The sequence below is a fragment of the Geobacillus sp. Manikaran-105 genome, from assembly GCF_002809955.1.
Lineage (GTDB): Bacteria > Bacillota > Bacilli > Bacillales > Anoxybacillaceae > Geobacillus > Geobacillus thermophilus.
This window is the reverse complement of sequence record NZ_PIJG01000017.1, coordinates 1-22977: the sequence shown is the minus strand read 5'-3', so window position 1 is coordinate 22977 and position 22977 is coordinate 1. Positions and strand designations below refer to the sequence as shown.

Here is a 22977-nt window from a genome sequence, read left to right as displayed (position 1 = left end):
GATGAACGACATCCTTGTTTTTTCTGAAGAAGTGGCCGCGGCGAAAGCGGAACAAAAGCCGATCGTCGCTTTGGAATCAACGATCATTTCCCACGGCATGCCGTACCCGGAAAACGTGCAGACGGCGAAAGACGTCGAGCGGATCATCCGTGACCGCGGCGCCGTGCCGGCGACGATCGCGATCATCGATGGAAAGATTAAAATCGGGTTAACGGATGACGAACTTGAATTGTTAGGGACAAGCCGCGATGTAGAAAAAGTGAGCCGCCGCGACTTGCCGTATGTCGTCGCCATGAAGAAACACGGGGCGACGACCGTGGCGGGGACGATGATTTGCGCCCAGATGGCGGGCATCCGCGTATTTGCGACCGGCGGCATCGGCGGCGTGCACCGCGGCGCCGAACAGACGATGGACATCTCGGCTGACTTGCAGGAACTCTCGCGCACAAACGTCGCGGTCGTCTGCGCCGGGGCGAAATCAATTTTGGATTTAGGCTTGACGCTTGAATACCTCGAGACGCACGGCGTTCCGGTCATCGGCTATCAGACGGACGTCCTGCCGGCGTTCTATTCGCGGACGAGCCCGTTTCGCGTCGACTATCGCCTCGACAGCGCAGAAGAAATCGCTCAGTTCATCGAAACGAAATGGAAGCTTGGGTTAAACGGCGGTGTTGTGATCGCCAATCCTGTCCCAAAAGAAGAGGAGCTCGAGGAGTCGTATATCACCGCCATCATCGAACAAGCGCTTAAGGAAGCAGAAAAGCAGCACATCACCGGCAAAGCGGTCACCCCGTTTTTGCTTGACCGTGTGAAAACATTAACCGGAGGCAAAAGCTTGCAAGCAAACATCGCCTTAGTGAAAAACAACGCCGCCTTGGCGGCCGACCTTGCCCGAGAGCTTTCTTGATGCGAACGCCCCCGCCCTTCCCATCAGGGCGGGGGCATGATGGCAGTGGAGGATTTATCGAGCGTGAAGCAAATGGCGGATTTTTCGATCGTGCTGGGCGATTTTGACGGAGTGGAAGTCGACCGTTTCTTGTGTTTCAACTAGTTCGACGCGGATGTGGCCGAGTTTCGCTTCGAGCCGTTCGAACCGTTCGTTCACGGTGCGCTCCAACTGGGCGATCTGCCGCTCAAACCGTCCATCCATCTCCTCGATGCGTCCGTCCATTCCTTCCACACGTCCATTCATTCCTTCCATGCGCTTGTCCATGTCTTCGATGCGTTTGTTCATCGTGTTCGTTTGTTCGCTCAACGCTTGGACTTGGCGTTGAAGCGAGTCGAATTTCTCATGGAGCGCTTCGAACTGCTTGCGCATATCGGACGCGTACAAATCCAGCACTTGCAAAATTTGCGCCAATATCGTTTTTTCTTCCACCCTCTTCACCTCCTTCCACTCTAGTATATCAAACAAGCGAGTTTGCGAGAAGGAACAACAGTTTCAAATCTGGCGGGATTTCGTTTATGATGGATAAAGGAGGGGCGCTGCTATGGCTGAAATGATCACGTATTCATCTTTTGCCACTGACTGGCTGCCGATCACCATCATTGCGGCCGCTGTCGCTGTCAGTGTTTTCATTGGTATTCTTATTATAAAACAGAAATCGTGAACCCGTCGTGAGGCTAGCTGAACGTCGACGCCCAGCCGATACTACGGGCGAAATCGGCAGCGGGAAAAGTGGAAAAGTGCTGCGAAAAGCAAGTACACGTACTTTGGCTAAAAAAACAGCCTGCCTTCGCGCATGGAAGCGAGAGGCGGGCTTGTTGCTTAACAAAGACTTAAACCTATTTGAAAACGTTTACCAATAATGTACAATGCTTATTCCCAAAATGAATGGTAAAGTTGATTGATGCCAACCCGATATGGTATGTTAAAAGAAAAGGTTAATAAAAATTAACATTAATATCGGTTTATGACTCTATTTTGTGTTAAAAATAATTAACACAAAGGAGGTGTGATGATGGAGATTAAACAAACGATCGCGAAAAATCTAAATCGGGTCAAAAAAGAGATGGGGTTGAAGAATCAAGATTTAGCCGAATTGATGGGCGTGACGAGACAAACGATTGCCAAATATTTAAAAGGGGAACAAATTCCTGACAGTGCAAAATTATTTCTTCTGTCGCGACACTTGAATATCCCGATGAAGGATTTGATCGTTTCTTCAGATGATCAGCGTGAACCAATGTCTTCTTTCATGTTTCGCGCGGATAACCCTAAAGAAAACTTTCGTCTGATTGATCAAAATCAAGTGAATCGGATCATGGATGATTATTATGAGCTGCTTGCCTCTTTTGGAGAGGCTAGTGTTGCTTATTTGCCCCCGACGTATAAAGTAAAGCTCGTTGATCATGAGTTAACGGAGGAGCATAAAACCATTATTCGACAAGCAGCGGAACAAACGAGGAAAATGTTTGGCCTTGATCATGTGATCCCAAGCGATATTTATGCGGTTTTAGAGCGCCATGGTATACATGTCATCGCGTTGAAAACGATTGATAAAAAAATTGATGGTTTATCGGCTTACTCCGAGGAAAAAGGAGCTTTTATTTTCCTTAATGATCACGACGAAATACCTGAGGAACGAAAACGGTTCAGCGTCATTCACGAACTTGGCCATCTTATTTTTCATCGCGAGGAGTACCGAAGTGATCTTAGCTCTCTTACTTACAGCAGCGCAAGAAGGGAAATCAATGAAAAAGTCGCCACGTTGTTTGCAAGCTACTTTCTTATTCCTCGCGAACAGTTGCGGGAATATGCTTATTATTTTAAACGATATGTTACCCTTGAAACGATTATGGAGCTTAAGCGCCAATTTTTTGTCAGTGCTGAAGCCTTCATGAGGGCCTTATTGGATGAACAATACATTTCCGGAAGGACGTACGGCCATTTGCGAAAAACGTTGCGGGAGCAAGGATATAAAGAACAAGAACCCGCTCCAATCGAGTATATTCCCAAAAACCGCAAACTGACCTATTTTGTGAAACAGGCGTATTTTGAGGGGAGCATTACGATTAACAAAGTATGCGAAATCCTTGGATGCGATTTGCGGACTGCTAGAGAAATGGTCAAGGGATGGTATAAGGAGCATGGATGTTCAGAAAATACGGGGGCTTTATAAAAAGAGAGCGGTGGTGGACAACAATGTGTTAAACGATTTTTATGAGTTGGACAGGATGGATTTACTGACGAGAGTGTTTGGCCGAGTGTGTGTTCCCGAAAGTATTTTGTGGAATGAGACTCCTGACGATATCCGGACGGCTTTGCGACAAATCGATTACGAAACGGTCTCTTTGCATACGGAAGAGGGATACGGGCTCATGTATCAGCTGCTGACAGAATGGACAGGATTGAGCGAATATGATGCAGAACTGATTGCCATTGCCGGTCAAGATATGATTGTATGCACATCGAATGAAAAAAGGATCATCATGCATGTGAAAGTTATGGCATCGAATATACGGGAACTTTAGGAATTTTATGTTGCGCGTATGAGCGTCGGTTGATCGGACGGGAAGAATTCAAGGGATTGATTGACCGGTTGTTTTCCGATGAGTGCAGCTGCCACTTGCATCCGAGGTTGAAGAACCAAATTTATAAACAGTATCATTTGCAAGATGTGTAGCCGTGTTGAACAAGACTAGCGCCTTTTGCATTGAAATAGGGAACGGTCCTGTCTGGATGCGATTCAAGGACGGCCTTTCTTTGAGAACATTCCACGTCTTCCACCAAAAACTGGCCGCAAAGACCCATGTGGCAACGGGCAAACGTATAAAACGTGCTCCGGGCAGTAGCAACGCTGTTTTCCATCAAAGAAACAACCCGCCCCATGCGTTGAAGCAGGGAGCGAGCTTTCCATTAAAACGCCACCGCCATCAAGCTTAAGCTCCCATACTGGTACTCACGGAACAACACGCGCGGCGCCCCGCCGCGATCGCCGGCCCCGTAGGCGATCCAGTACGGCGCGAGATGCTCGGGCGTCGGCACGGCCTGCTTGGCGTACGGCGCCTTGTTCTCATACTCGAACACCTCTTCACTATGGGCGGCGGATCGGCTGAGAAGCCAATCATCAAATGCGACGGCCCATTCGTCCGCCTCCGCATGCCCTTCCCAACGGAGCGCCATCAAATTGTGCACCGTCCCGCCGCTTCCGATGATCATCACGCCCTCATCCCGCAGCGGGCGCAGCGCTTCCCCGAGCTGCAACAATTGCTTCGGCGTCCACCACGGCACGACCGACGCCTGCACAACCGGAATATCCGCTTTCGGAAATAAGCGGTAGAGTAGCACCCACGAACCGTGATCCAATCCTCGGGTCCGATCGACGGCCACTTCCGCCACACCGCCTAGGCGCTCCCGCACGCGCTCCGCCCACTCGACCGACCCGCGCGCCGGATACACCACTTCATACAACTCGCGCGGAAACCCGGAAAAATCATAAATCATGTTATACGTCCCCTCAACCACCGAAACCGTCGGTTGGCGCGTCATCCAATGGGCGGTAAAGACGACGACCGCCTGTGGGCGAATTCCTTCCCCGAGTTTGCCCAAAAACGCCGTGTACGCATTGTCTTCGATTGCCAACATCGGCGAACCGTGAGCGAGAAATAGGGCGGGGGGTCTCATCGTTCCATTCCTCCCTTGAACCATATTGACAAATCTGCTTGCGGCCTAATGCCGCCTCCAAACGATTCGCCGAAAAACGGCGCCGGAATTTCTCATCCCTAGTGTAGTATAAACATCTTTCGCTCTTCTATGCACACGCTTTCTTAAACCGTGCGATGGAGGTTTGAATCTTCTCGTAGGCGTTTCTGTCTCCCTTACGATGAGGAGCTTTTCTTTGTCTCCCGCCATATTCATCGCCGCCCAACCCGATCGGGCGTTTGGGGAGAATGAAAGAGAGATATCACCAAGACGAATGTGCTCCTTCAATGCGCTTCTCCCACGCGAATGCTCGAAAAAGCGGCTCTCTTACTAGTTAAGAGAGCTAATTTTTTAGTAGAATAGAAGAAAAATAGAAACGAAGAAAACATTTCGGCACGAAGGAGCTATTCTTATGTCATTGCACGATCTGTTCCGTGAAGTAATGGCCATCTACGAGCAAGACAAGCAGGAAAAACTGTCGAAAGAGCGGCGGACGTTTCAGTTAGTGACGCGGGCGATTCCAGAGGCGTTGAAAGCGCTGCCGTTTCTGCCGCCTGATCGGTATATGGTGAAAGGGTCGGTCGGTCAAGGGAATTGGACCGACGTGCCGTGGGTGGCGGTGATGGACCAAGAAGTGACGGATTCGACGCAGCGCGGCTATTATATCGTCTACTTGTTCAGCGAAGATAGGCGCCGTCTCTATTTGACGCTTGCCCAAGGAGTGACGGAGACGCCGAAAGACGAAATGGAGCGGGTGAAGCGCGGCATCCGCCAACTCATTCCTGCCGGAGAGCGCGTGCGGACCGATGATGACATCCGTCTTGGCGAAAGCAAACGGGCGAAAGACTACGAGCGGTCGGTGGCGGCGTATATCGCCTATTCGTTTGACGATTTGCCGTCCGATGAACAACTCGCGCGCGACCTCGAAACGATGATCGATTATTACCGACAGTATGTAGAGCGAACAGAACCAATGGCACCGCCCGAGCAGGTCTTTTCCTATCGGGAGGCGGTTGAGCATATTCATTCATACATATCCGCTAAAGGGTTTTACTATACGAAAGAGGAAGTGGCCAACCTCTTTCTATCGTTAAAAACAAAACCGTTCGTCATCTTATCCGGCATTTCTGGAACGGGGAAAACGAAAATCGTTCAATGGCTCGCCGAGAGCGTCGGCGCCACGGAAGACAACGGCTGCTTCGCCTTGATCCCCGTCCGCCCGGACTGGAACGACGGCTCCGATTTGCTTGGCTATGTCGACATTAAAGGCGAGTTCAAGCCTGGGCCGCTTGCGAACGTCATCATCGAAGCCGAGAACCATCCCGACAAACCGTATTTCGTCGTGTTGGACGAGATGAACCTCGCCCGCGTCGAGCATTACTTCAGCGATGTGCTGAGCGTGATGGAAAGCCGCCGCTGGGAAAATGGGCGCATTGTATCGTCGCGGCTGCTGCCGCGAGAAACGGTGGGGCGCGACCTTTTTCTCCCGCCGAACGTCTACATCATCGGCACGGTCAACATGGACGAGACGACCCACCCCTTCAGCAAAAAAGTGCTCGACCGCGCCAACACGATCGAGTTCAACCGTGTCCGTCTCGACCATCTCGACTTTTTGCGCGATGTGCCGACCGTTGCACCCCAACCTGTCGGGCAGGAGCTGTTCGCGGCGCGGTATTTGCATTTGAAAGATGTATATGCCGATTATCCAAAGCTGGTAGAAGACGCGACGAAACAGCTCGTGGACATCAACCGCATCCTTGAGCCGCTCGGGGCGCACATCGGCTACCGCGTCCGCGATGAAATCTGCTTTTATCTTGCTTACAACGAAGAAGGAAAGCTGATGGAATTTGACAAGGCGTTCGACCATTGCCTCATGCAAAAAATGTTGCCGCGCCTTTCAGGAAGCGACGCGCGGCTCGAGCGGGCGCTCAAACAGCTGTTTGTCCTGTGCGCCGGTTTTGAACCGGATGGGGACTACAGCGGTGCGCTTGATGTGTCGTACGCCCGCTATCCAAAAAGCGCGGAGAAAATTTGGCGCATGCTGCGGAGGTTAGAGGACGATGGCTTCACTTCGTTCTGGCTTGGGGCGTGACGACTATGAGCTCGTCCATATCGAAACGGAACAGCTCACGCTCGTAATCAAAGGAAAGCCGTACCACGAACAATACGAAGGGCTTAAGCAGTACCGCCGCCTCGATTTCCACGAGACGATGGAGTTTTTCGCAAGCGGCGAAGGGGTGCGAAACGTCAAGCTGTTTGACGTGGACGCGGGGGCGCTTGTCTACTGGTCGGGCGGCCACCGCCCGATTTTCTTTGAAAACGGCATCTATCAGCTGCTTGTCGTTCCGAAAACCGACCGGGTTCTCTCCTTTTACCATGAGTCGCCAGCGCTGAGAAACGCCATCAGCCGTGTTGACATCGGCGGACAGGCGGTGTTGATGGGAAATCTTCACTTCCCGAATGAAGTCGGGCTGTCGACGTTGGAAATCCGCGACGGCCACCGCTCCGTTTTGGACGTGACGATCGAAATTTTCCCGACGAAATTGACCTACAAACAAGACTACCAGCGACTGCTTGATGAAGTGAGCGAAGAAATTTACAACTTGGCGTTTCACTTTATCAAGCGCACGTACCAGCGGGCGAAGGCGAAGCGCAGCGGCGCGCCGTCCCGAAGTGAATTTTTCCGGCTTATGGAGGCGCATATCGGCGATTTTTTGCAGGCCATTCGCCATATCGAGCGGCAGCCGCACCATCAACTGTCGACCGTCCATGTGAGGGTGCGCGGCGACCAGCTCGACCGTTTGGATGCGGCAGGACGGAATGATTTGCGCAAGCGGCCGCATGTGTTCCGCGATGTCAAACGCGGCATCGACATTGGAAGTCGAACCGTCATGCCGCAATCGGGGCTCAAAGCGAAACAAGAACTGACGTACGACACGCTCGAAAACCGGTTCGTCAAATGGATGATGACGCGCCTTGTCGAGAAGCTGCGCGATTTGTTCGAACACGTGCAAGGGAAACAAAAGCGGTACGAAACAGAACCGGATCCGGATTTGCTGGAGCGCATCCAATCGATGATCCGCGCGCTCGAAACTCGGCTTCGTCACTCCTTTTGGCGGCCGATCGGGCGGCTTGACCGCTCTGTTGCGAGCCTCGTCCTGCAAATGGCGCCTGGCTACCGCGACGCCTATCAGCTGTTTCTCCTCATCACCCGCGGCCTCGCCTTGCAGGGAACGCTGTACCGAATGTCCGTCAAAGACGTGGCGACGCTGTACGAGTATTGGACGTTTCTAAAACTCGGGCAGCTTCTCGGGAAAAAATACAGACTCATCAGTCAAAACGTCATCCAAGTGAACCGCTTGGGGCTGTTCGTCCATCTCGACAAAACCCGCTCCGCCAAGCAAGTGTACGAACATCCGCACACGGGCGAGCGAATCACGCTCACGTACCAGCTGTACGAAGGGAGGCTGCCGACCGTCCCGCAAATGCCCGACACGGTTTTGGCGATTGAAAAGAAGGGAAAAGACTATACGTTCAACTACATTTTCGATGCCAAATACCGCCTTGATTTCGCCGTTTCCGGCAGCGCGTATGAAAAACGGTACGGAATGCCGGGCCCGATGGAAGACGACATCAACACGATGCACCGCTACCGCGATTCGCTTGTCGCCCGCCGCGGCGGCCCATACGAGCGCACCGCCTTTGGCGCCTACGTGCTGTTCCCGTGGCATGACGAAGACAGCTACCAAGCGCACCCGCTGTACAAAAGCATCAACGACGTCAACATCGGCGGCCTGCCGTTTTTGCCGAACGCCACCCGCCTGGTCGAGCAGTTCATCGAGCGGTTGATTGAAAAGAATCCCGAAGAACTGCAAAACGAAGGCATCCTGCCGCAAGGGATCATCGAAGAATGGCGGTCGGCGTTCGACGAGCATGTGCTTGTCGGCATGGTGCCAAGCGCGCGGCATTACGAAGCCTACGTGAAGCACCGCTTCTACCACATCCCAGTCAAGCAGCTGAAAAAAGGCTGGCAAAACGCGCGCTACATCGCCCTTTACCCGAAACAAGGAGCCGCCCCGCAAAACGGGGTCACGTGCTTTGGCAAAATCACCGCCGTGAACATCGTCAAACGCTCGGCCATCGCCGAACTGCCAAAACGAAGCGATGACGAATACGTTCGCTTCGAAGTCGAACGCTGGCACTTTCTCCAACACGTCATCCGCCCCGTCGGCTACGGCATCGCCGTTTATGCGATGACGACGCTCAACACGCTCAAGCAGGCGAAAGAACTGCCCGAACTGTTCATGAAATCAAGCGACGAAATCGCCCTTTGGCGCATCCTGCGGCGGCTGTCCGACCGCATCCGCTTCGACCTTGACGCCCGCTACTTGGATCAGGCGTCCAAAATCACCGCATACCGCGTCAAAAACGTGTCCATCCGCCTGGAAAGCGGCCGTCTCATCATCACAAACGGCGCAAAGCACAAAACAATCCCCGCCGACCTGCTCCGCAGGCAGCCGTCGGCCGTGTTTCACGAAGTGGTGGGGATGATGGGGGAGGGGTGCGACCAGAAAATGAACCTTGAAAAGTCAACTTTGCGATGACATTGCACACCTCAAGCATTGTAGCATTTCCTCTGGGCGTTTATGAATATCGCTTTTACGGAAGCAAACGTTTTGATCCAAGTGACAATTGTGACGATGAAGATACATTTGAATCAACGACAGTTGGGCAGAAACAAAACAGAAAATGACGGCATATTGTTTTGGCAGTTTGGCTGGATCTGTAGTAAAATGAAAGTGCTCTTGCATGGGAGATCTCTCCTTTCGAATGATGGGTCACACTTTCATTCCAATGGAGATCCGCCAGCAAGGGCTATTTTTATGCTTGATCAAGTTTATCTAGCACCATGGGTAAGGGGATAGTATGAGTGAAAAAATTTTTTGTAGGGGTTTTGTGGGCGTTTGTCATGTTCACGTTTTCTCTCTCTTTGTTTAGTGATGTTGCCTTTGTCATTGCCATTTTACCGTTTGCGGCATTGGCTATTTTTCTTATATGCGCAGTGACAGAAGTGTTTGTTTCTTATTTTGAGAGAAGATGGGGAGTGAAGTGGGGGTGGACAGTTGTTTTAGGAATTGCAATGGTTACGTCGCTTCCCTTTTATCCGTCTGTTGTCTTTATGATTCCCATTTATATTGGGGCAATGGGGTATTATGTAGGGAGGCGACTATTTTCTAAATTTTGTAGAATGCAAGGAAAAGCGTAATCACTCACTTTTTTGCACCCTCCCGACGAAAATCGGGAGGATTTTTTGCGCCCATCGTCGATGCCGTTTTTGCCGAACGCCACCCGCCTCGTCGAGCAGTTCATCGAGCGGCTGATCGAAAACAATTTTGGCATGTTTTTCTGGAATGTTTTAGCGACTGTAGATGAGCCAATTCACCAACATAAAATGACAACCAAACAAAAAGGAGACATGAACCGGATTCCTTGGGTAAATATAGATGTGCTCAAAACCTATTCGCACAAGGGCGTTCATGTCTCATAAATCGTTGAGCACATCACCTAGGAATTGACATCTTCACGTTAGGGTTGCCGTCGCTGCTGTCCAAACCGGTCATCAAGCACCTCGTTCATATCGTCGATGTCTTGACCGGCGAAAGGCCAACTGAAGATGGATGAATACCGCGTTCGCCACATTCGAGGGGGATGAAACGGTATGGGGCGGCGGTGCTTTCCGACTGCATGTACAGCATCGCCGAATCTCAACAACCCTCTTTTCGCCGAACGGGAACAGCTTCGATCGCAGAAAAGCCGCAGCGCCGTCGAGTTCATTGATGACGCCGCGATATTCCCGTTGGTGTGATCAAAAAACAGCTCCGTATCGTATAAGGGGGGGCCTGCTTGTCTTTCTAACAATAGAAATTACTGTAACGAAAAAGGCTCATCTACAGTTATAAATGATTGCATGTAAGTAGCATAAATGCTATCATTGTGTATAATAATTGGTAAAGGGTAGAGGATATTGTTTGAGGTAATATACACAGGAAATGTAAAGGAATTTGAAAATCATCTACTGAGTAAAGCCGAGCAAGAACTTAGACAAAAAGGTCGTCCGGGTATATGGTGTCATGTTGCTGATGTATATGCCAGGCAACTTACGATTATTCAACATCATCCATATCCTTCTGATCCGGAGGACAACAGCTTTCCGGATGATATCACCCCTCCGTCATTGAAACATCTTAGCATGAATACTCGTTATGATCATTTTTACAGATGGGGGATAAGAGGTGGAAGAACTGGAAATCACAGAATTATATTTGCGATTCACAATTTTTCAAAAGTCATATTGCTTCATTATTTTGACAAGCAGTATAACGGAGCGATAAGACGAGAGGATATTGTGCCGGCTGAATCAGCATATGAACGTTATTGCGCTTTCGACCCTTGCCTTTATTAATGGACTGGGAGGGAAAAACAATGAGTGATTTTTTTAAGAAATATGCAGCCATTCGAGGCGAGCAACATGTTCAAAAACTTCGATTGGAAGGAACGATAGCTGCACAGATTAAAACAAGACGAAAGCAGCTGAATATGTCTCAACAGGAACTGGCAGATCGCATTGGAGTTCCAAAATCCACGATTGGGAGAATTGAAGCGGGACTTACAAGTCCTAGGGTAGAGACGCTTTTTAAAATTTCGCAGGCATTGAATACTCCTTTTATCATTGATGGTACAAGCAGACAGGATCATAACCTGAATGTTCGCGTTTAGCGCATAATAGAGAAATCGGTGAGTTCTTTGATCAACTGAGAGTACATGTGAATTTTCCTCCGATGATTTGGTGCCGGCTCCTTTCCCATACGGGAAAATTCGCATTTTTTGTATCCTCTATTTTCCCAATGCGCACCTATCTTGCCGTAAATGATCAAGTACAACTTGTGGTGAAGAGCCGGAAAAGCTTAACCATTCGTTTTTTTTCACCCTCCCGACGAAAATCGGGAGGATTTTTTGCGCCCATCGTCGATGCCGTTTTTGCCGCACGCCACCCGCCTCGTCGAGCAGTTCATCGAGCGGCTGATCGAAAAAAGCCCGGAGGAACTGCAACAGGAAGGAATTTTGCCGCAAGGAATTATGGAAGAATGGCGGTCTTCTTTCGATGAAAAAGTGCTTGTTGGAATGGTCCCAAGCGCGCAAAACTATCACACCCATCTGAAGCACCGGTTTTATCATATTCCGGTCAAACGTCTGAAAAAAGGATGGCAGGAAGCGAAATACATCGCTCTTTATCCAAAACAAGGAGCGGCGCCGGTCAATGGAGTTGCTTGCTTTGGAAAGATCACCGATGTAAAGTTTGTAAAACGATACGAAATCAATGAACTGCCAAAAAACAGTTCAGAGGAGTACGTGAGATTCGAGATCGAAAGCTGGCATTTTTTAAAGGACATTATCCGACCGGTCGGCTACGGAATATCTGTCTACACAATGACTACCTTAAATACGTTAAAAGAAGCGAAAGAACTCCCTGAATTGTTTATGAAATCGAAAGAAGAAATCACTTTATGGAGAATGCTGCGGAGACTGTCCGACCGCATTCGCTTTGACCTAGATGACCGATACTTAGATAAAGCGTCTAAAATTACAGCGTACCGCATCAAAGATATTGTCATAAAGCTCGAAGGAGAGCAACTAGTCATCACAAGAGGAACTAAACGCAAAACACTTTCGATTGACGCTTTGCTTAAACAGCCGTCGATGGTGTTTAAGGAAATGGTAAGATTGATGGATAGCGACACCATTTAAAGAAAAATAGCACTAACGGAGGTAATAATCATGAAACACTTGCAGCAAAAAATCATTGAATTTCGCGATGCGCGTAATTGGAAACAGTTTCATACCCCAAAAGACTTAGCGATTTCATTATCTCTAGAAGCAGGAGAGTTGCTGGAAAATTTCCAGTGGAAAAGCAGCGAAGAAGCTGTAAAAACAAATTTGGAAAATATAAAAGACGAAATTGCCGATGTAGTCATTTATGCACTCCTGCTTTCACATGAATTAGGAATTGACCTGGAAAAAGCTGTTGTTGATAAAATAAAGAAAAATGAACAAAAGTATCCGATTGAGAAGTCGTTTGGGTCAAAAAAGAAATATACTGAATTATAAAGTTGAAAAAGTTTTGGTGATTTGTTAGATTCATGTTCGCTGTTCCAATTGGAATCATGATCGTGTTCACCCCTTATTTTTTTGGTCACTGTATATGACCTTCCAAGGTGGTGGATTTTTTATGTACATTATGCATTGGTTATGCGTTTTGCAACACGTTCAGTATTACTTTAAACTATAGATGTCAATCGTTATACTATCATTGAGTAAATCAAGAACAAAAAATTATTAGGAGAAATGAAAGAAGCGGATAAACATTTTTTAATAAATTGAAGATAACAGTGAGAGAGCCATGGGACCTTAGGAGAACATTGTCATATGTTGTCAAATGTCTGTTATTGTAAGATAACGTCGAATATAATAGAAATATAGATAACGTCCGGCATGCGAGTAACGTTGGGACTTTATATTTGGGGGGCTAGTTAATGATAACGTCATATCAAAGCAAATACTTTGCTTACGAACTGACAAAACAAAACGCTTCAAATTCGATAGGACGGTTAAGCCAATCTCTCATTAATGCTACGGTCGATTTAAACCCACATCAAGTGGAAGCAGCATTATTTGCCTTTCGTGCTCCATTGGAGAGAGGAGCGATTTTAGCGGATGAAGTAGGACTAGGAAAAACGATTGAAGCGGGATTGATTATTAGTCAATTGTGGGCAGAACGAAAGCGAAATATCCTTATTATCGTACCGCCTCCGCTAAGAAAACAATGGCATCAGGAACTATGGGAAAAGTTTTATATCCCATCCATTATATTAGAAAGCAAGAACTTCAACGAAATGGTACGTTCCGGTCACCGTAATCCTTTTTTGCAACAAGATCAAATTGTGATTACTTCTTATCCATACGCTCGAAATAAAGCGGATATGATACGAAAGGTCAACTGGAATCTAATCGTTTTTGATGAAGCACATCGCATGCGAAATGTATATAAAAAATCAAATAAAATTGCTCGCACGTTAAGAGAAGCTACAGCTGGTTATCCCAAAATTTTATTGACGGCTACGCCGTTGCAAAACTCGTTAATGGAATTATATGGACTTATCAGTTTTATTGATCCGCATATTTTTGGTGATGAAACGACGTTTAGACGCCAGTTTTCCCGCGGAACGAAAGAAATGTCGGAAATGGATTTTATTGATTTGAAACAACGAATTAAGCCTGTTTGCCATCGTACATTAAGACGGCAAGTGACTGAGTACGTGAATTATACACAGCGTATTCCGATCACTCAAGAGTTTATGCCAACGAATGAGGAATGGGAACTGTATGAAAAAGTATCGGCATATTTACAAAGAGAACATCTTTTTGCGTTACCGGCAAGCCAACGGGCATTAATGACGCTTGTTGTTCGCAAATTGTTAGCTTCTTCTTCGTTTGCTATTTCCGATACATTGCTTTCTCTCATCAAAAGGCTTGAGCAATTGTTAGAACAATTAGATAGCGGAAAAACAGAGATAACTGTAGAACACTCTGATGTTTACGCTGATGTTGACGAATTTGATGATACGGTGGAAGAGTGGGAAGAAGACGATCAGCCATCATACATAGACAAATTATCGCCAGATGAAATGAAGCGTCTTATTCAAGAGGAAAAAGAAGAATTAGAACAATATTATTCTCTAGCAAAATCAATTAAAGAAAATTCAAAAGCGGAAGCATTGCTTATTGCGCTTGAAAAAGGATTTGAAAAATTAAGAATGCTAGGTGCAAATGAAAAAGCGGTTATTTTTACAGAGTCACGTCGAACACAGATGTATTTACGTGAATTTCTTGAACGTAATGGCTACGCTGGCAAAATTGTTTTATTTAATGGCGAAAACCAGGATGAACAGGCAAAACAAATTTATGAGCAATGGTTAGAAAAGCATCGGCATGATGATAAAATTACCGGATCGAAGACAGCAGATATGCGCGCAGCGCTTGTTGAATATTTTAAAGAACAAGCGTCGATTATGATTGCAACGGAATCAGCATCAGAAGGGATTAACTTACAGTTTTGCAGCCTAGTCGTTAACTACGATTTACCTTGGAATCCACAGCGGATTGAGCAGCGAATCGGACGTTGTCATCGTTACGGTCAAAAGCATGATGTCGTTGTGATTAACTTTTTAAATTGTAAAAATGAAGCCGATAAAAAAGTGTATGAAATTCTCTCCGAAAAATTTAGGCTGTTTGAAGGGGTTTTTGGTTCTTCGGATGAGGTGCTAGGTTCGCTAGAGTCCGGTGTCGATTTTGAAAAACGGATTCAACAAATTTATCAGACGTGTCGCACGGCGGAAGAAATTGAACAAGCGTTTAAAAACTTGCAAGCCGAGTTAGATGAGCAAATTCAATTAAAAATGAAAGAAACACGTATGCATCTATTAGAAAACTTCGATGATGAGGTAAGAGAGAAACTAAGAGATCATTATCATCAAACAAGTTTACACCTCAATCGTATGGAACGTTACCTTTGGAATCTATCAAAATATGAAGGTGCAAGAGAGGCAATATTTGATGATGAAACATTAAGTTTTGTCAAAGATTATGAAACATATCAAATGATATCACAAGCAAAGAAGCAAAACAGCCCAAACGTTCATCATTTTCGTTTTTCTCATCCGCTTGCACAAAAGTGGATCGAGCAGGCAAAAAGCCGGGAACTGTTGCCGAAGGAAATTACGTTCCGTTATTCGGATTATAAAGGGAAAGTCAGTATTTTAGAGCGATTGATTGGAAAAGAAGGTTGGTTATCGCTTGATTTGCTTCATGTACAGTCATTAGAAAGCGAACAGCACCTTATTTTTTCAGCAATTGATACAGAAGGTGGACAGCTCGATCAGGAAATGTGCGAAAAAATGTTTGAACTGCCTGCTGTTGAAGGAGAAGAGGTGGAAATTTCTGATTCGATTCGAAATACGCTTCGCCGGATTAGCGAAGGGCAACAAGAAGCAATTTTAAATGAGATTATGGAGAGAGCATCGGCTTATCTTGATTCTGAATTAGAAAAGCTGGAAAAGTGGTCGCAAGACTTGAAAAATAAACTTGAAAAAGATATAGATGAAATGACGGTAGAAATTGAACATTTGAAGCGAGAAGCAAAACTTACACGTAACTTAGCTGAAAAGCTGGAAAAAAACAAGCAAATTAAGGAATTGGAAAAGAAGCGCAACGAGATGCGGAGAAATCTCTATGATCAGCAAGATGAAATTGATGAACAAAAAGATCGCTTATTCGAGGAAGTCGAGAAAAAACTAGAACAGCGTACGGCAACTGAGCACCTTTTTACAATCAAATGGAGAATTGTGTAGCAACAGGAGGGATTACATTGGCACAAAAACAAAAACTAGAATTAACATGGATTGGCAAAGACGAACGACCAAAACTGGAACCGCGTATTCTTCTCGAAGACCCGGAACTCTCATATCATGCAAAAGAACGAGTGACGGAAAATGATATTTTTGATAATCGGCTTATTTTTGGGGATAACTTGTTAGCGTTAAAGGCGTTGGAGCAAGAATTTACTGGAAAAATTAAATGTATAATCATTGACCCACCATATAACACAGGGAATGCGTTTGAAAAGTATGATGATGGAATTGAACATAGCCTTTGGCTTACTTTAATGCGTGCTAGACTAGAAATACTTCACAAGCTACTTTCTAACGACGGAGTCATATTTATTAATATAGATGAAAATGAACATGCTTATCTAAAGGTACTTATGGATAGTATTTTTGGCAGAGAGAACTTTATTGGGGATTTAATATGGAAAAAGAGAAAAGGAGGAGGAAATGATTCAAGATTTATTGCTCTGGATCATGAATATATTTTAGTATATGCAAAAAATAAATTAAGTCATACTAATAAATGGAGAATTAGTTATGACGAAAAATATTTGGATAGATATAAGGAAAGAGATGAAAATGGAAGATTCTATTGGGATACTTTATCCAGACCCGGTCTACAAAATCCTATTATTTTTACATATAGATGTGAAGATGGAACAGAATTAAAAATTTATTCTCAAAAATCGGAAGAAACTTTCTATCAAGAATTAGAAAAAGGAAATATTAGGGTTGTTAAAACTAGAAATGGCTGGACTGTCCATCATAAAGTTTATATGCCTACAGAGGGAAAAGTCCTTCGTTCGATACTTGATGATCACGGAACAAATAATGATGCAAAAAAAGAAATGGAAAACTTATTTGGAAGCAAAAAAGCATTTGATTATCCAAAACCCGAAAAATTAATTATGACCTTAATTGATTTAGTAACCGAAAAAGGCGACTGGGTCCTTGATTCTTTTGCCGGTTCGGGAACGACTGGTGCAGTGGCGCATAAAATGGGACGGCGATGGATTATGATTGAGCTTGGCGAGCATTGCCATACGCATATTATTCCGCGAATGAAGAGAGTTATTGATGGAACGGATCAAAGTGGGATTAGCAAGGCGGTGAATTGGAAAGGTGGAGGGGGGTTCCGCTATTACAAATTGGCGCCAAGTTTGTTGAAGAAAGATAAGTTTGGTAATTGGATTATTAATCCAGAATACAACCCCGAAATGTTGGCGGAAGCGATGTGTAAACATGAAGGGTTTACGTACAATCCAGACCCGGAAGTGTTTTGGAAGCAAGGTCAATCTACGGAGAACGATTTTATCTATACAACCACACAGCTTGTCACGCAACAAATGGTGGAAAGTATTGTCGAGCAAATGAAAGAAAATGAAACATTGCTCATTTGCTGTAAAGCATATAACGTTAACGTTGAGGATTTCCCGCAAGTGACGATTAAAAAAATTCCGCAAGCTATTTTAAACAAATGTGAGTTTGGTCGCGACGATTACAGTTTAAATGTCAACAACTTACCAATGAAAGAAAAAGAACCAGAACAATTAGAGTTATTTTAGGGGGAAGAGGTCATGAATCGTATCGTTAACGTTATCTCATCTCGGCTTAGTCTCCGTAAACCACAAAAAGAATCATTGGAAATTCTTGCCGAAGTGATTGAACACTTCGGCTTAGATAAACAAAATGATCCACAATCGTTAAAAGAGAAGTTAGCGGCTGTTAATGCATTATTTCCTAGTGTTACTGATTTTGAACGAGAATTTCCATCGCTCTGTTTTGCGTTAGCCACTGGCGTCGGTAAAACACGTCTGATGGGAGCGTTTATCGCTTACTTACATATGGCAAAAGGAATTCGTAACTTCTTTGTTTTAGCACCTAACTTAACAATTTATGAAAAATTAATCCAAGATTTTACGCCTAATACACCGAAATATGTGTTTAAGGGGCTTTCCGAGTTTGCTAATAAACAACCGAACATTATTACAGGGGATAACTATGATCAGCAAGCCCTCTTTTTAGCTGATCCGTTAGCTGTAAACATTAACATCTTCAACATATCTAAGATTAACAGCGAAGTTAGAGGAGGAAAAGCGCCAAGAATTAAACGGTTAAGTGAATATTTAGGACAGAGTTATTATGATTATTTAAAATCCCTTCCTGATCTTGTTTTATTAATGGATGAATCGCATCGGTATCGAGCATCAGCTGGGGTGAAAGCGATCAATGAACTGAACCCGATTCTTGGTCTGGAGTTAACGGCTACGCCGCAAGTGGAAAGCGGAAACAGAACGATACCATTTAAAAATATAATCTATAGCTATCCTTTGTATAAAGCGATGGAAGACGGATATGTGAAAGAGCCAGCTGTAGCGACGAGAGAAAATTTTAATCCAGCAAAATTCACCGAACGAGAGTTAGAACGTTTAAAATTAGAAGACGGTATCCGTGTCCATGAAGAAACGAAATTAGAGCTAGAATTATACGCTCGGGAAAACAACGAAAAATTAGTAAAGCCGTTTATTCTTATCGTCGCTCAAGATACGAATCATGCGGAAGAGTTAATGAACATCATTGAAAGTGATGATTTTTTTGAAGGACGCTATAAAGGTAAAGTCATTACTGTTCATTCCAACCAGCGTGGCGAAGAAAAGGACGAAACAATTAAGCAATTGCTTGCTCTTGAGGATCCGAATTCAAAAATAGAGATTGTCATTCATGTGAACATGTTAAAAGAAGGATGGGACGTAACGAATTTATATACGATTATCCCACTTCGTGCGGCAAACTCCAAAACATTAGTGGAACAGTCCATCGGTCGAGGACTTCGTCTCCCATACGGAAAACGGACGGGAGTTCCAGCAGTCGATCGTTTAACGATTATTGCGCATGATAAATTCCAAGAAATTATTGATGAGGCGAATAATCCTACTTCTATTATTCGCCGTGGGGTTGTCATCGGTCGTGATGTGGCACAGACAGAGAAAAAAATAGTTACTGTTGAGTCAAACGTAGAACGTTCATTAATTGATGAACTAGTTGGAACGACGGAATCCACTTCTCCAGAAGACGAAAAGAAAATAGAAATGAAAAGAAACATTGCGGAAACAATAGTAAAAGCCATTTCTAAGCAGCGCACATTATATAGTTCTAAACAATTAAAAGATCCTGAAGTACAACAGCAAATTGTTAGCGATGTGAAAGGAACATACACAGTATCACAATTGTCTATATTTGAGGAAGAACCTGAAAAAATGATTGAGAGCATGGTTGCAAGAGCAGTTGATGTACTTCCTAATTTGACTATGGAAATTCCGAGAATTATCGTGCAACCTACAGGAGAAATCTCGTGGGGGTACCGCGATTTTGATTTAAACTGCGATTTAATTCCAAAATTTCAGCCTGTTGCTGAAAATATTCTAATTGAACATTTGCGTACACATCAAAGAGAAGTGTTGCGGATTCAAAAAGATACGAATATGACGGAAGAACGTTTAGAAGATTATCTTGTCTTTCATCTAATGGATTATCCAGATGTTTCCTATGAAGAACATGCTGAATTGTTGTATAAGTTATCAGGACAGTTAATTAATTATCTTCGAAGTTATTTGAAAACGGAAGATGATGTCAAAAATGTAGTAATTTACAATCAAAAACGTTTGGCAGAATTGATTTATAAGCAAATGAAAGAACATTATTATGAAGAGCAAACGAATTATGAAGTGACTGTTCGAATAGGGTTTGATACGTTAAAAGATACCAGTGTCACTGTAGATGTCAATGAAGAAGTGCGCGATTTTCGCCAACCAGTAGCAAATAAAGCGGCGATTCGAAACATGTGTTTTGGCGGATTTAAAAAATGTTTGTATCGAACACAAAAATTTGAATCTGATGCGGAGCGAAGATTTGCGGTCATTTGCGAAAACGATCCATCCGTTTTAAAATGGCTGAAGCCAACGAAAAATCATATTAAAATTTATTATAATCAAACACAAGCATATATCCCGGATTTTATTGTGGAAACAGAAGAGAAAATGTATTTATGTGAAATTAAGGCAACAAACAGAATCGAAGAAGATCGAGAAGTAGCACAGAAAGCACAAGCGGCTATCACCTGGTGCAAATATGCATCCGATCATGCTCGTCAAAACAACGGAAAAGAATGGGTATATTTATTAATTCCACATGATGATGTGGATTCGAATAAGACGATTAAGGGATTAGAGGCAGTGTATAGAAAGAATTAATTTTATTATCTAAACAGATAAGCAAGCCAAGCAGCAGGCTTGCCTATCTGTTATTTTTATATTTTCAATGTATTTGGATCTCCAAAGTATTGTTTGTAAAGTTGTTCAGCGTAATGATCTGTCATTCCAGCTATATAATCGCATACAACACGCTTTTTTGGTTCCCCGTTTTGAATTAAGGCTCGATACTCAGGAGGAAGTAGTCTTTCATATTTGTCATCATTTAAGAGCTCAAACAAGCGATTGACTATCCGGGCTCCTCTGATTTCATACAACGCTACAGTTGGTTTTTCGATGAGAATCTCCCTTACAGCATTTTTTAATCCGTCCATTAACTTTGCTTTTGTTCGCAATCCTAAGCCGTATTTAAAGGAGGTGCCTTTCCGTTGACGTTGTTCTTCAGTTAATTCCACTACACCGATGTCTTTAATAAACGTATCGATTAATGTAGAGGTGAGTGATTTAAATGCAACGTCACCAAACGTCTCACCACAATTTTTATATGCTTGTTGCAATAGTTCTTGAAACTCTTTTCTTAATTCTTCTTTAAGTTGCCCTAATACAGCGTCTATCGATAAAATTCCTGATTTTAATCCATCTTCAAGGTCATGAGTGGAGTAGGCGATGTCATCTGCAAGTTCCATAATTTGTGCCTCTATCGTTTGGATTTTCATTGTTCCGTTATCTTCTAAATTCTGCTTATTTTCTTTATAAAGAAATTTTTGTTTTTCGATTTGTTTTGGAGATGTGTTATAAACGCCGTATTTAACAACGGAATATAAAGCGGCTTTTGTTAAATTCAGCCCATCATAATAAGAACTTTTCTTTTCTAATTTACAGAGAATGCGGAGTGTCTGTGCATTTCCTTCAAATCCTCCATCGTCTTTCATTAATTTATTTAACTCTTTTTCTGCATAATGACCGAATGGTGGATTGCCAATGTCATGTGCCAAACATGCCATCGCAACCAATGCCGAGTTTACTTTAACACCTTCATGTTCTATTTTTCTAGAAATGGTTGTTCCGATTTGGCTCACTTCAAGCGAATGAGTAAGACGGGTGCGATAGTAATCACTTATTTGAGTGCCGAGAAGTTGCATCTTTCCTTGTAATCGTCGAAATGAAGAAGAATGAAGAACACGAGCATAATCTCTTTGAAACGGATCTCTCCAACCATCTATTTCGTCTTGTTTAGTGGAGATAAATAAATCTTTATATTGGCGAAATGTGTGAAGTTCATTTTGATTGCTTGCTATTTCTTGTCCTTCTTCAATCATCTTTGAAATATCGATTTGACTAGAACTCATGAAGAACCCCCTTTGCTTTTCTTAGTATTATCCCCTATTATTTTATAACAATTTAAACAATTATCAAAATTTTTATTAAAACTCGGATAATCTTTAGTCTACCCCTTGTTTTTGTACCTTATTCCCAAGAGGATGCGTTTTTATAAACATATATTCATAGTTTTTATTCAAGTCATAATATTTTTGATATAATTACAAGAGATGATGATATAATATAGAATGGATCGATTTGGAAAGGCGGTGAGATTGTGAACCACTATTATTTTTCTGAATGTAAAGCGAATGAAAAAGCGTCGGATATTCCCATTCATCTTTATACGGTTCCTTTATCTAATCCACACGAAAAATATTCTTATGCCCATTCGATCGCTTATGAACTGAGAAAGCTAAATTCGTACATAACGGTGGTGGCGCACGGACAGTATATAGCATCGTTTGAAGAGATTTGTCATTGGGGAGATCATCGTTATATTCAACACGAACATCGGCCCATTCAATGTTCTTTGCCTATGGAAAGAACAATTTTAGAAAAATTATTTAAGAAAGAATTAGAGAATCGTTGTAAAAGCAGCTATAAGATGGATAACGACTTATTCCGTTTAGCCAATGAACAATCAATGCATGTCGGTGAAATTAGCATTCATCCGGCGATCTATATTTCCTTTTCAGTCGAAGAAAATGGAGATATTTTCGTCGGTTTTGATTATCAGCACCGTTTTGAATATCGAAAAACATTGCAAGATGTGATCAATAATGATCCATCGCTTCTCAAAGAAGGAATGGAGGTTGTCGATCTATTTAATAGACGAGCATACTATTACACTTTTGTGGGGATGGCTGACTATACAGCCGGACAAAAAAGTCCGTTTTTACAACAAAGTGTCATTGATTATTACTTAGAAAAAAATGAACTGGGGAAGCTAAAAGGGGTTCATGAAAAAACACCGGTCGTACATGTAAAAAACAGAGACGGTCATCTTCTTCCATATTTGCCCCATTTGCTAAAATTAACTTGTTCATACGAGCAATTGCCGCCATCGATGACGAAGAAAGTCAATCGCCTGATTAAGCTGTCACCGCATGAAAAAATGTTTAAGCTTTATACAGAAGCGTTCCGCTTGCTTAGTCAACAGCAAGTGTTGACGTTCCAAAAAGAAAATGTGCGGGCGGTTAACCTATATAGATGCAACGAAGAAGTTTAACATATCCTTGACGGAAAAGCGGTTTGTCCATTTTCGACTGTCGAAGGCAAGCCATAGGCTTGCCCCGTCACG

General features: G+C 44.0%; 18 protein-coding genes and 2 pseudogenes. 16 read left to right on the top strand and 4 right to left on the bottom strand.

The window, feature by feature from the left end; all coding sequences use genetic code 11:
• Nucleotide 1: 1 nt before the first annotated feature.
• Complete coding sequence (locus CV945_RS06975; RefSeq protein WP_100659461.1) at nt 2-907, top strand: pseudouridine-5'-phosphate glycosidase; 906 nt, start codon at nt 2-4, stop codon at nt 905-907.
• 54 nt (nt 908-961) lie between these two features.
• Here the strand turns inward: CV945_RS06975 and CV945_RS06970 are convergent, their stop codons facing one another.
• On the bottom strand, nt 962-1378 hold the full coding sequence (locus tag CV945_RS06970; RefSeq protein ID WP_100659443.1) for a hypothetical protein: 417 nt from the start codon (nt 1376-1378) through the stop codon (nt 962-964).
• 583 nt (nt 1379-1961) lie between these two features.
• On the opposite strand from CV945_RS06970, the gene CV945_RS06965 reads away from it, so the two are divergent.
• Together CV945_RS06965 and CV945_RS06960 are read left to right on the top strand one after the other, a co-directional pair.
• Nucleotides 1962-3122, top strand: coding sequence for a helix-turn-helix domain-containing protein (locus tag CV945_RS06965; protein WP_033006286.1), 1161 nt, complete (start codon nt 1962-1964; stop codon nt 3120-3122).
• A complete protein-coding gene (locus CV945_RS06960; protein WP_232722051.1) occupies nt 3091-3474 on the top strand; it encodes a hypothetical protein in 384 nt (127 codons plus the stop codon). Before CV945_RS06965 ends, CV945_RS06960 begins: the two co-directional genes overlap by 32 nt.
• Before the next feature lie 385 nt (nt 3475-3859).
• Here CV945_RS06960 and CV945_RS06955 read toward each other — a convergent pair whose 3' ends face one another.
• The gene (locus CV945_RS06955; protein ID WP_100659442.1) at nt 3860-4627 is read right to left on the bottom strand and encodes a DODA-type extradiol aromatic ring-opening family dioxygenase; all 768 of its coding nucleotides are present in this window, start codon (nt 4625-4627) and stop codon (nt 3860-3862) included.
• A gap of 430 nt (nt 4628-5057) precedes the next feature.
• Between CV945_RS06955 and CV945_RS06950 the strand changes: the two genes are divergently transcribed.
• Together CV945_RS06950 and CV945_RS06945 are read left to right on the top strand one after the other, a co-directional pair.
• On the top strand, nt 5058-6737 hold the full coding sequence (locus tag CV945_RS06950; RefSeq protein WP_100659441.1) for an MrcB family domain-containing protein: 1680 nt from the start codon (nt 5058-5060) through the stop codon (nt 6735-6737).
• Nucleotides 6706-9249, top strand: coding sequence for a restriction endonuclease-like protein (locus tag CV945_RS06945; protein ID WP_100659440.1), 2544 nt, complete (start codon nt 6706-6708; stop codon nt 9247-9249). The genes CV945_RS06950 and CV945_RS06945 overlap by 32 nt, the downstream gene beginning before the upstream one ends.
• Nucleotides 9250-9327: 78 nt before the next feature.
• Here CV945_RS06945 and CV945_RS06940 read toward each other — a convergent pair.
• A pseudogene (locus tag CV945_RS06940) lies at nt 9328-9456 on the bottom strand (IS982 family transposase); the annotation flags it as partial.
• A gap of 119 nt (nt 9457-9575) precedes the next feature.
• On the opposite strand from CV945_RS06940, the gene CV945_RS06935 reads away from it, so the two are divergent.
• From CV945_RS06935 to CV945_RS06900, 10 genes and pseudogenes are all read left to right on the top strand, one after another.
• Nucleotides 9576-9911, top strand: a complete 336-nt coding sequence (locus CV945_RS06935; protein WP_100659439.1) for a hypothetical protein — start codon at nt 9576-9578, stop codon at nt 9909-9911.
• A gap of 45 nt (nt 9912-9956) precedes the next feature.
• Complete coding sequence (locus CV945_RS17035) at nt 9957-10193, top strand: hypothetical protein (RefSeq protein ID WP_157807513.1); 237 nt, start codon at nt 9957-9959, stop codon at nt 10191-10193.
• A gap of 108 nt (nt 10194-10301) precedes the next feature.
• Nucleotides 10302-10537 (top strand): annotated as a pseudogene (locus CV945_RS17830) (IS701 family transposase); the annotation flags it as partial.
• 133 nt (nt 10538-10670) lie between these two features.
• On the top strand, nt 10671-11108 hold the full coding sequence (locus tag CV945_RS06930; protein ID WP_232722049.1) for a hypothetical protein: 438 nt from the start codon (nt 10671-10673) through the stop codon (nt 11106-11108).
• Between the two features lie 20 nt (nt 11109-11128).
• Complete coding sequence (locus CV945_RS06925; protein ID WP_050368571.1) at nt 11129-11422, top strand: helix-turn-helix domain-containing protein; 294 nt, start codon at nt 11129-11131, stop codon at nt 11420-11422.
• 237 nt (nt 11423-11659) lie between these two features.
• Nucleotides 11660-12451: a hypothetical protein gene (locus CV945_RS06920; protein WP_232722047.1), complete on the top strand. Its 792-nt coding sequence runs from the start codon at nt 11660-11662 to the stop codon at nt 12449-12451.
• A gap of 30 nt (nt 12452-12481) precedes the next feature.
• The gene (locus tag CV945_RS06915; protein ID WP_100659437.1) at nt 12482-12811 is read left to right on the top strand and encodes a nucleotide pyrophosphohydrolase; all 330 of its coding nucleotides are present in this window, start codon (nt 12482-12484) and stop codon (nt 12809-12811) included.
• 425 nt (nt 12812-13236) lie between these two features.
• Complete coding sequence (locus CV945_RS06910) at nt 13237-16110, top strand: SNF2-related protein (RefSeq protein ID WP_014195555.1); 2874 nt, start codon at nt 13237-13239, stop codon at nt 16108-16110.
• 17 nt (nt 16111-16127) lie between these two features.
• The gene (locus CV945_RS06905) at nt 16128-17711 is read left to right on the top strand and encodes a site-specific DNA-methyltransferase (RefSeq protein ID WP_232722044.1); all 1584 of its coding nucleotides are present in this window, start codon (nt 16128-16130) and stop codon (nt 17709-17711) included.
• 12 nt (nt 17712-17723) lie between these two features.
• A complete protein-coding gene (locus CV945_RS06900; protein ID WP_100659435.1) occupies nt 17724-20396 on the top strand; it encodes a DEAD/DEAH box helicase in 2673 nt (890 codons plus the stop codon).
• A gap of 56 nt (nt 20397-20452) precedes the next feature.
• On the opposite strand, the gene CV945_RS06895 is transcribed toward CV945_RS06900, so the two are convergent.
• Nucleotides 20453-21703: a deoxyguanosinetriphosphate triphosphohydrolase family protein gene (locus CV945_RS06895; protein ID WP_100659434.1), complete on the bottom strand. Its 1251-nt coding sequence runs from the start codon at nt 21701-21703 to the stop codon at nt 20453-20455.
• Nucleotides 21704-21951: 248 nt separating this feature from the next.
• On the opposite strand from CV945_RS06895, the gene CV945_RS06890 reads away from it, so the two are divergent.
• Nucleotides 21952-22905: a hypothetical protein gene (locus CV945_RS06890; RefSeq protein WP_232722042.1), complete on the top strand. Its 954-nt coding sequence runs from the start codon at nt 21952-21954 to the stop codon at nt 22903-22905.
• The last annotated feature ends 72 nt before the right edge of the window (nt 22906-22977 follow it).

What these genes read in the sequence shown, in the direction of transcription:
- CV945_RS06975 (WP_100659461.1), top strand. Translation starts at nt 2, where the DNA reads ATGAACGACATCCTTGTTTTTTCTGAAGAAGTGGCCGCGGCGAAAGCG.
- CV945_RS06965 (WP_033006286.1), top strand. Translation starts at nt 1,962, where the DNA reads ATGGAGATTAAACAAACGATCGCGAAAAATCTAAATCGGGTCAAAAAA.
- CV945_RS06960 (WP_232722051.1), top strand. Translation starts at nt 3,091, where the DNA reads ATGGATGTTCAGAAAATACGGGGGCTTTATAAAAAGAGAGCGGTGGTG.
- CV945_RS06955 (WP_100659442.1), bottom strand. Translation starts at nt 4,627, where the DNA reads ATGAGACCCCCCGCCCTATTTCTCGCTCACGGTTCGCCGATGTTGGCA.
- CV945_RS06950 (WP_100659441.1), top strand. Translation starts at nt 5,058, where the DNA reads ATGTCATTGCACGATCTGTTCCGTGAAGTAATGGCCATCTACGAGCAA.
- CV945_RS06945 (WP_100659440.1), top strand. Translation starts at nt 6,706, where the DNA reads ATGGCTTCACTTCGTTCTGGCTTGGGGCGTGACGACTATGAGCTCGTC.
- CV945_RS06925 (WP_050368571.1), top strand. Translation starts at nt 11,129, where the DNA reads ATGAGTGATTTTTTTAAGAAATATGCAGCCATTCGAGGCGAGCAACAT.
- CV945_RS06915 (WP_100659437.1), top strand. Translation starts at nt 12,482, where the DNA reads ATGAAACACTTGCAGCAAAAAATCATTGAATTTCGCGATGCGCGTAAT.
- CV945_RS06910 (WP_014195555.1), top strand. Translation starts at nt 13,237, where the DNA reads ATGATAACGTCATATCAAAGCAAATACTTTGCTTACGAACTGACAAAA.
- CV945_RS06900 (WP_100659435.1), top strand. Translation starts at nt 17,724, where the DNA reads ATGAATCGTATCGTTAACGTTATCTCATCTCGGCTTAGTCTCCGTAAA.
- CV945_RS06895 (WP_100659434.1), bottom strand. Translation starts at nt 21,703, where the DNA reads ATGAGTTCTAGTCAAATCGATATTTCAAAGATGATTGAAGAAGGACAA.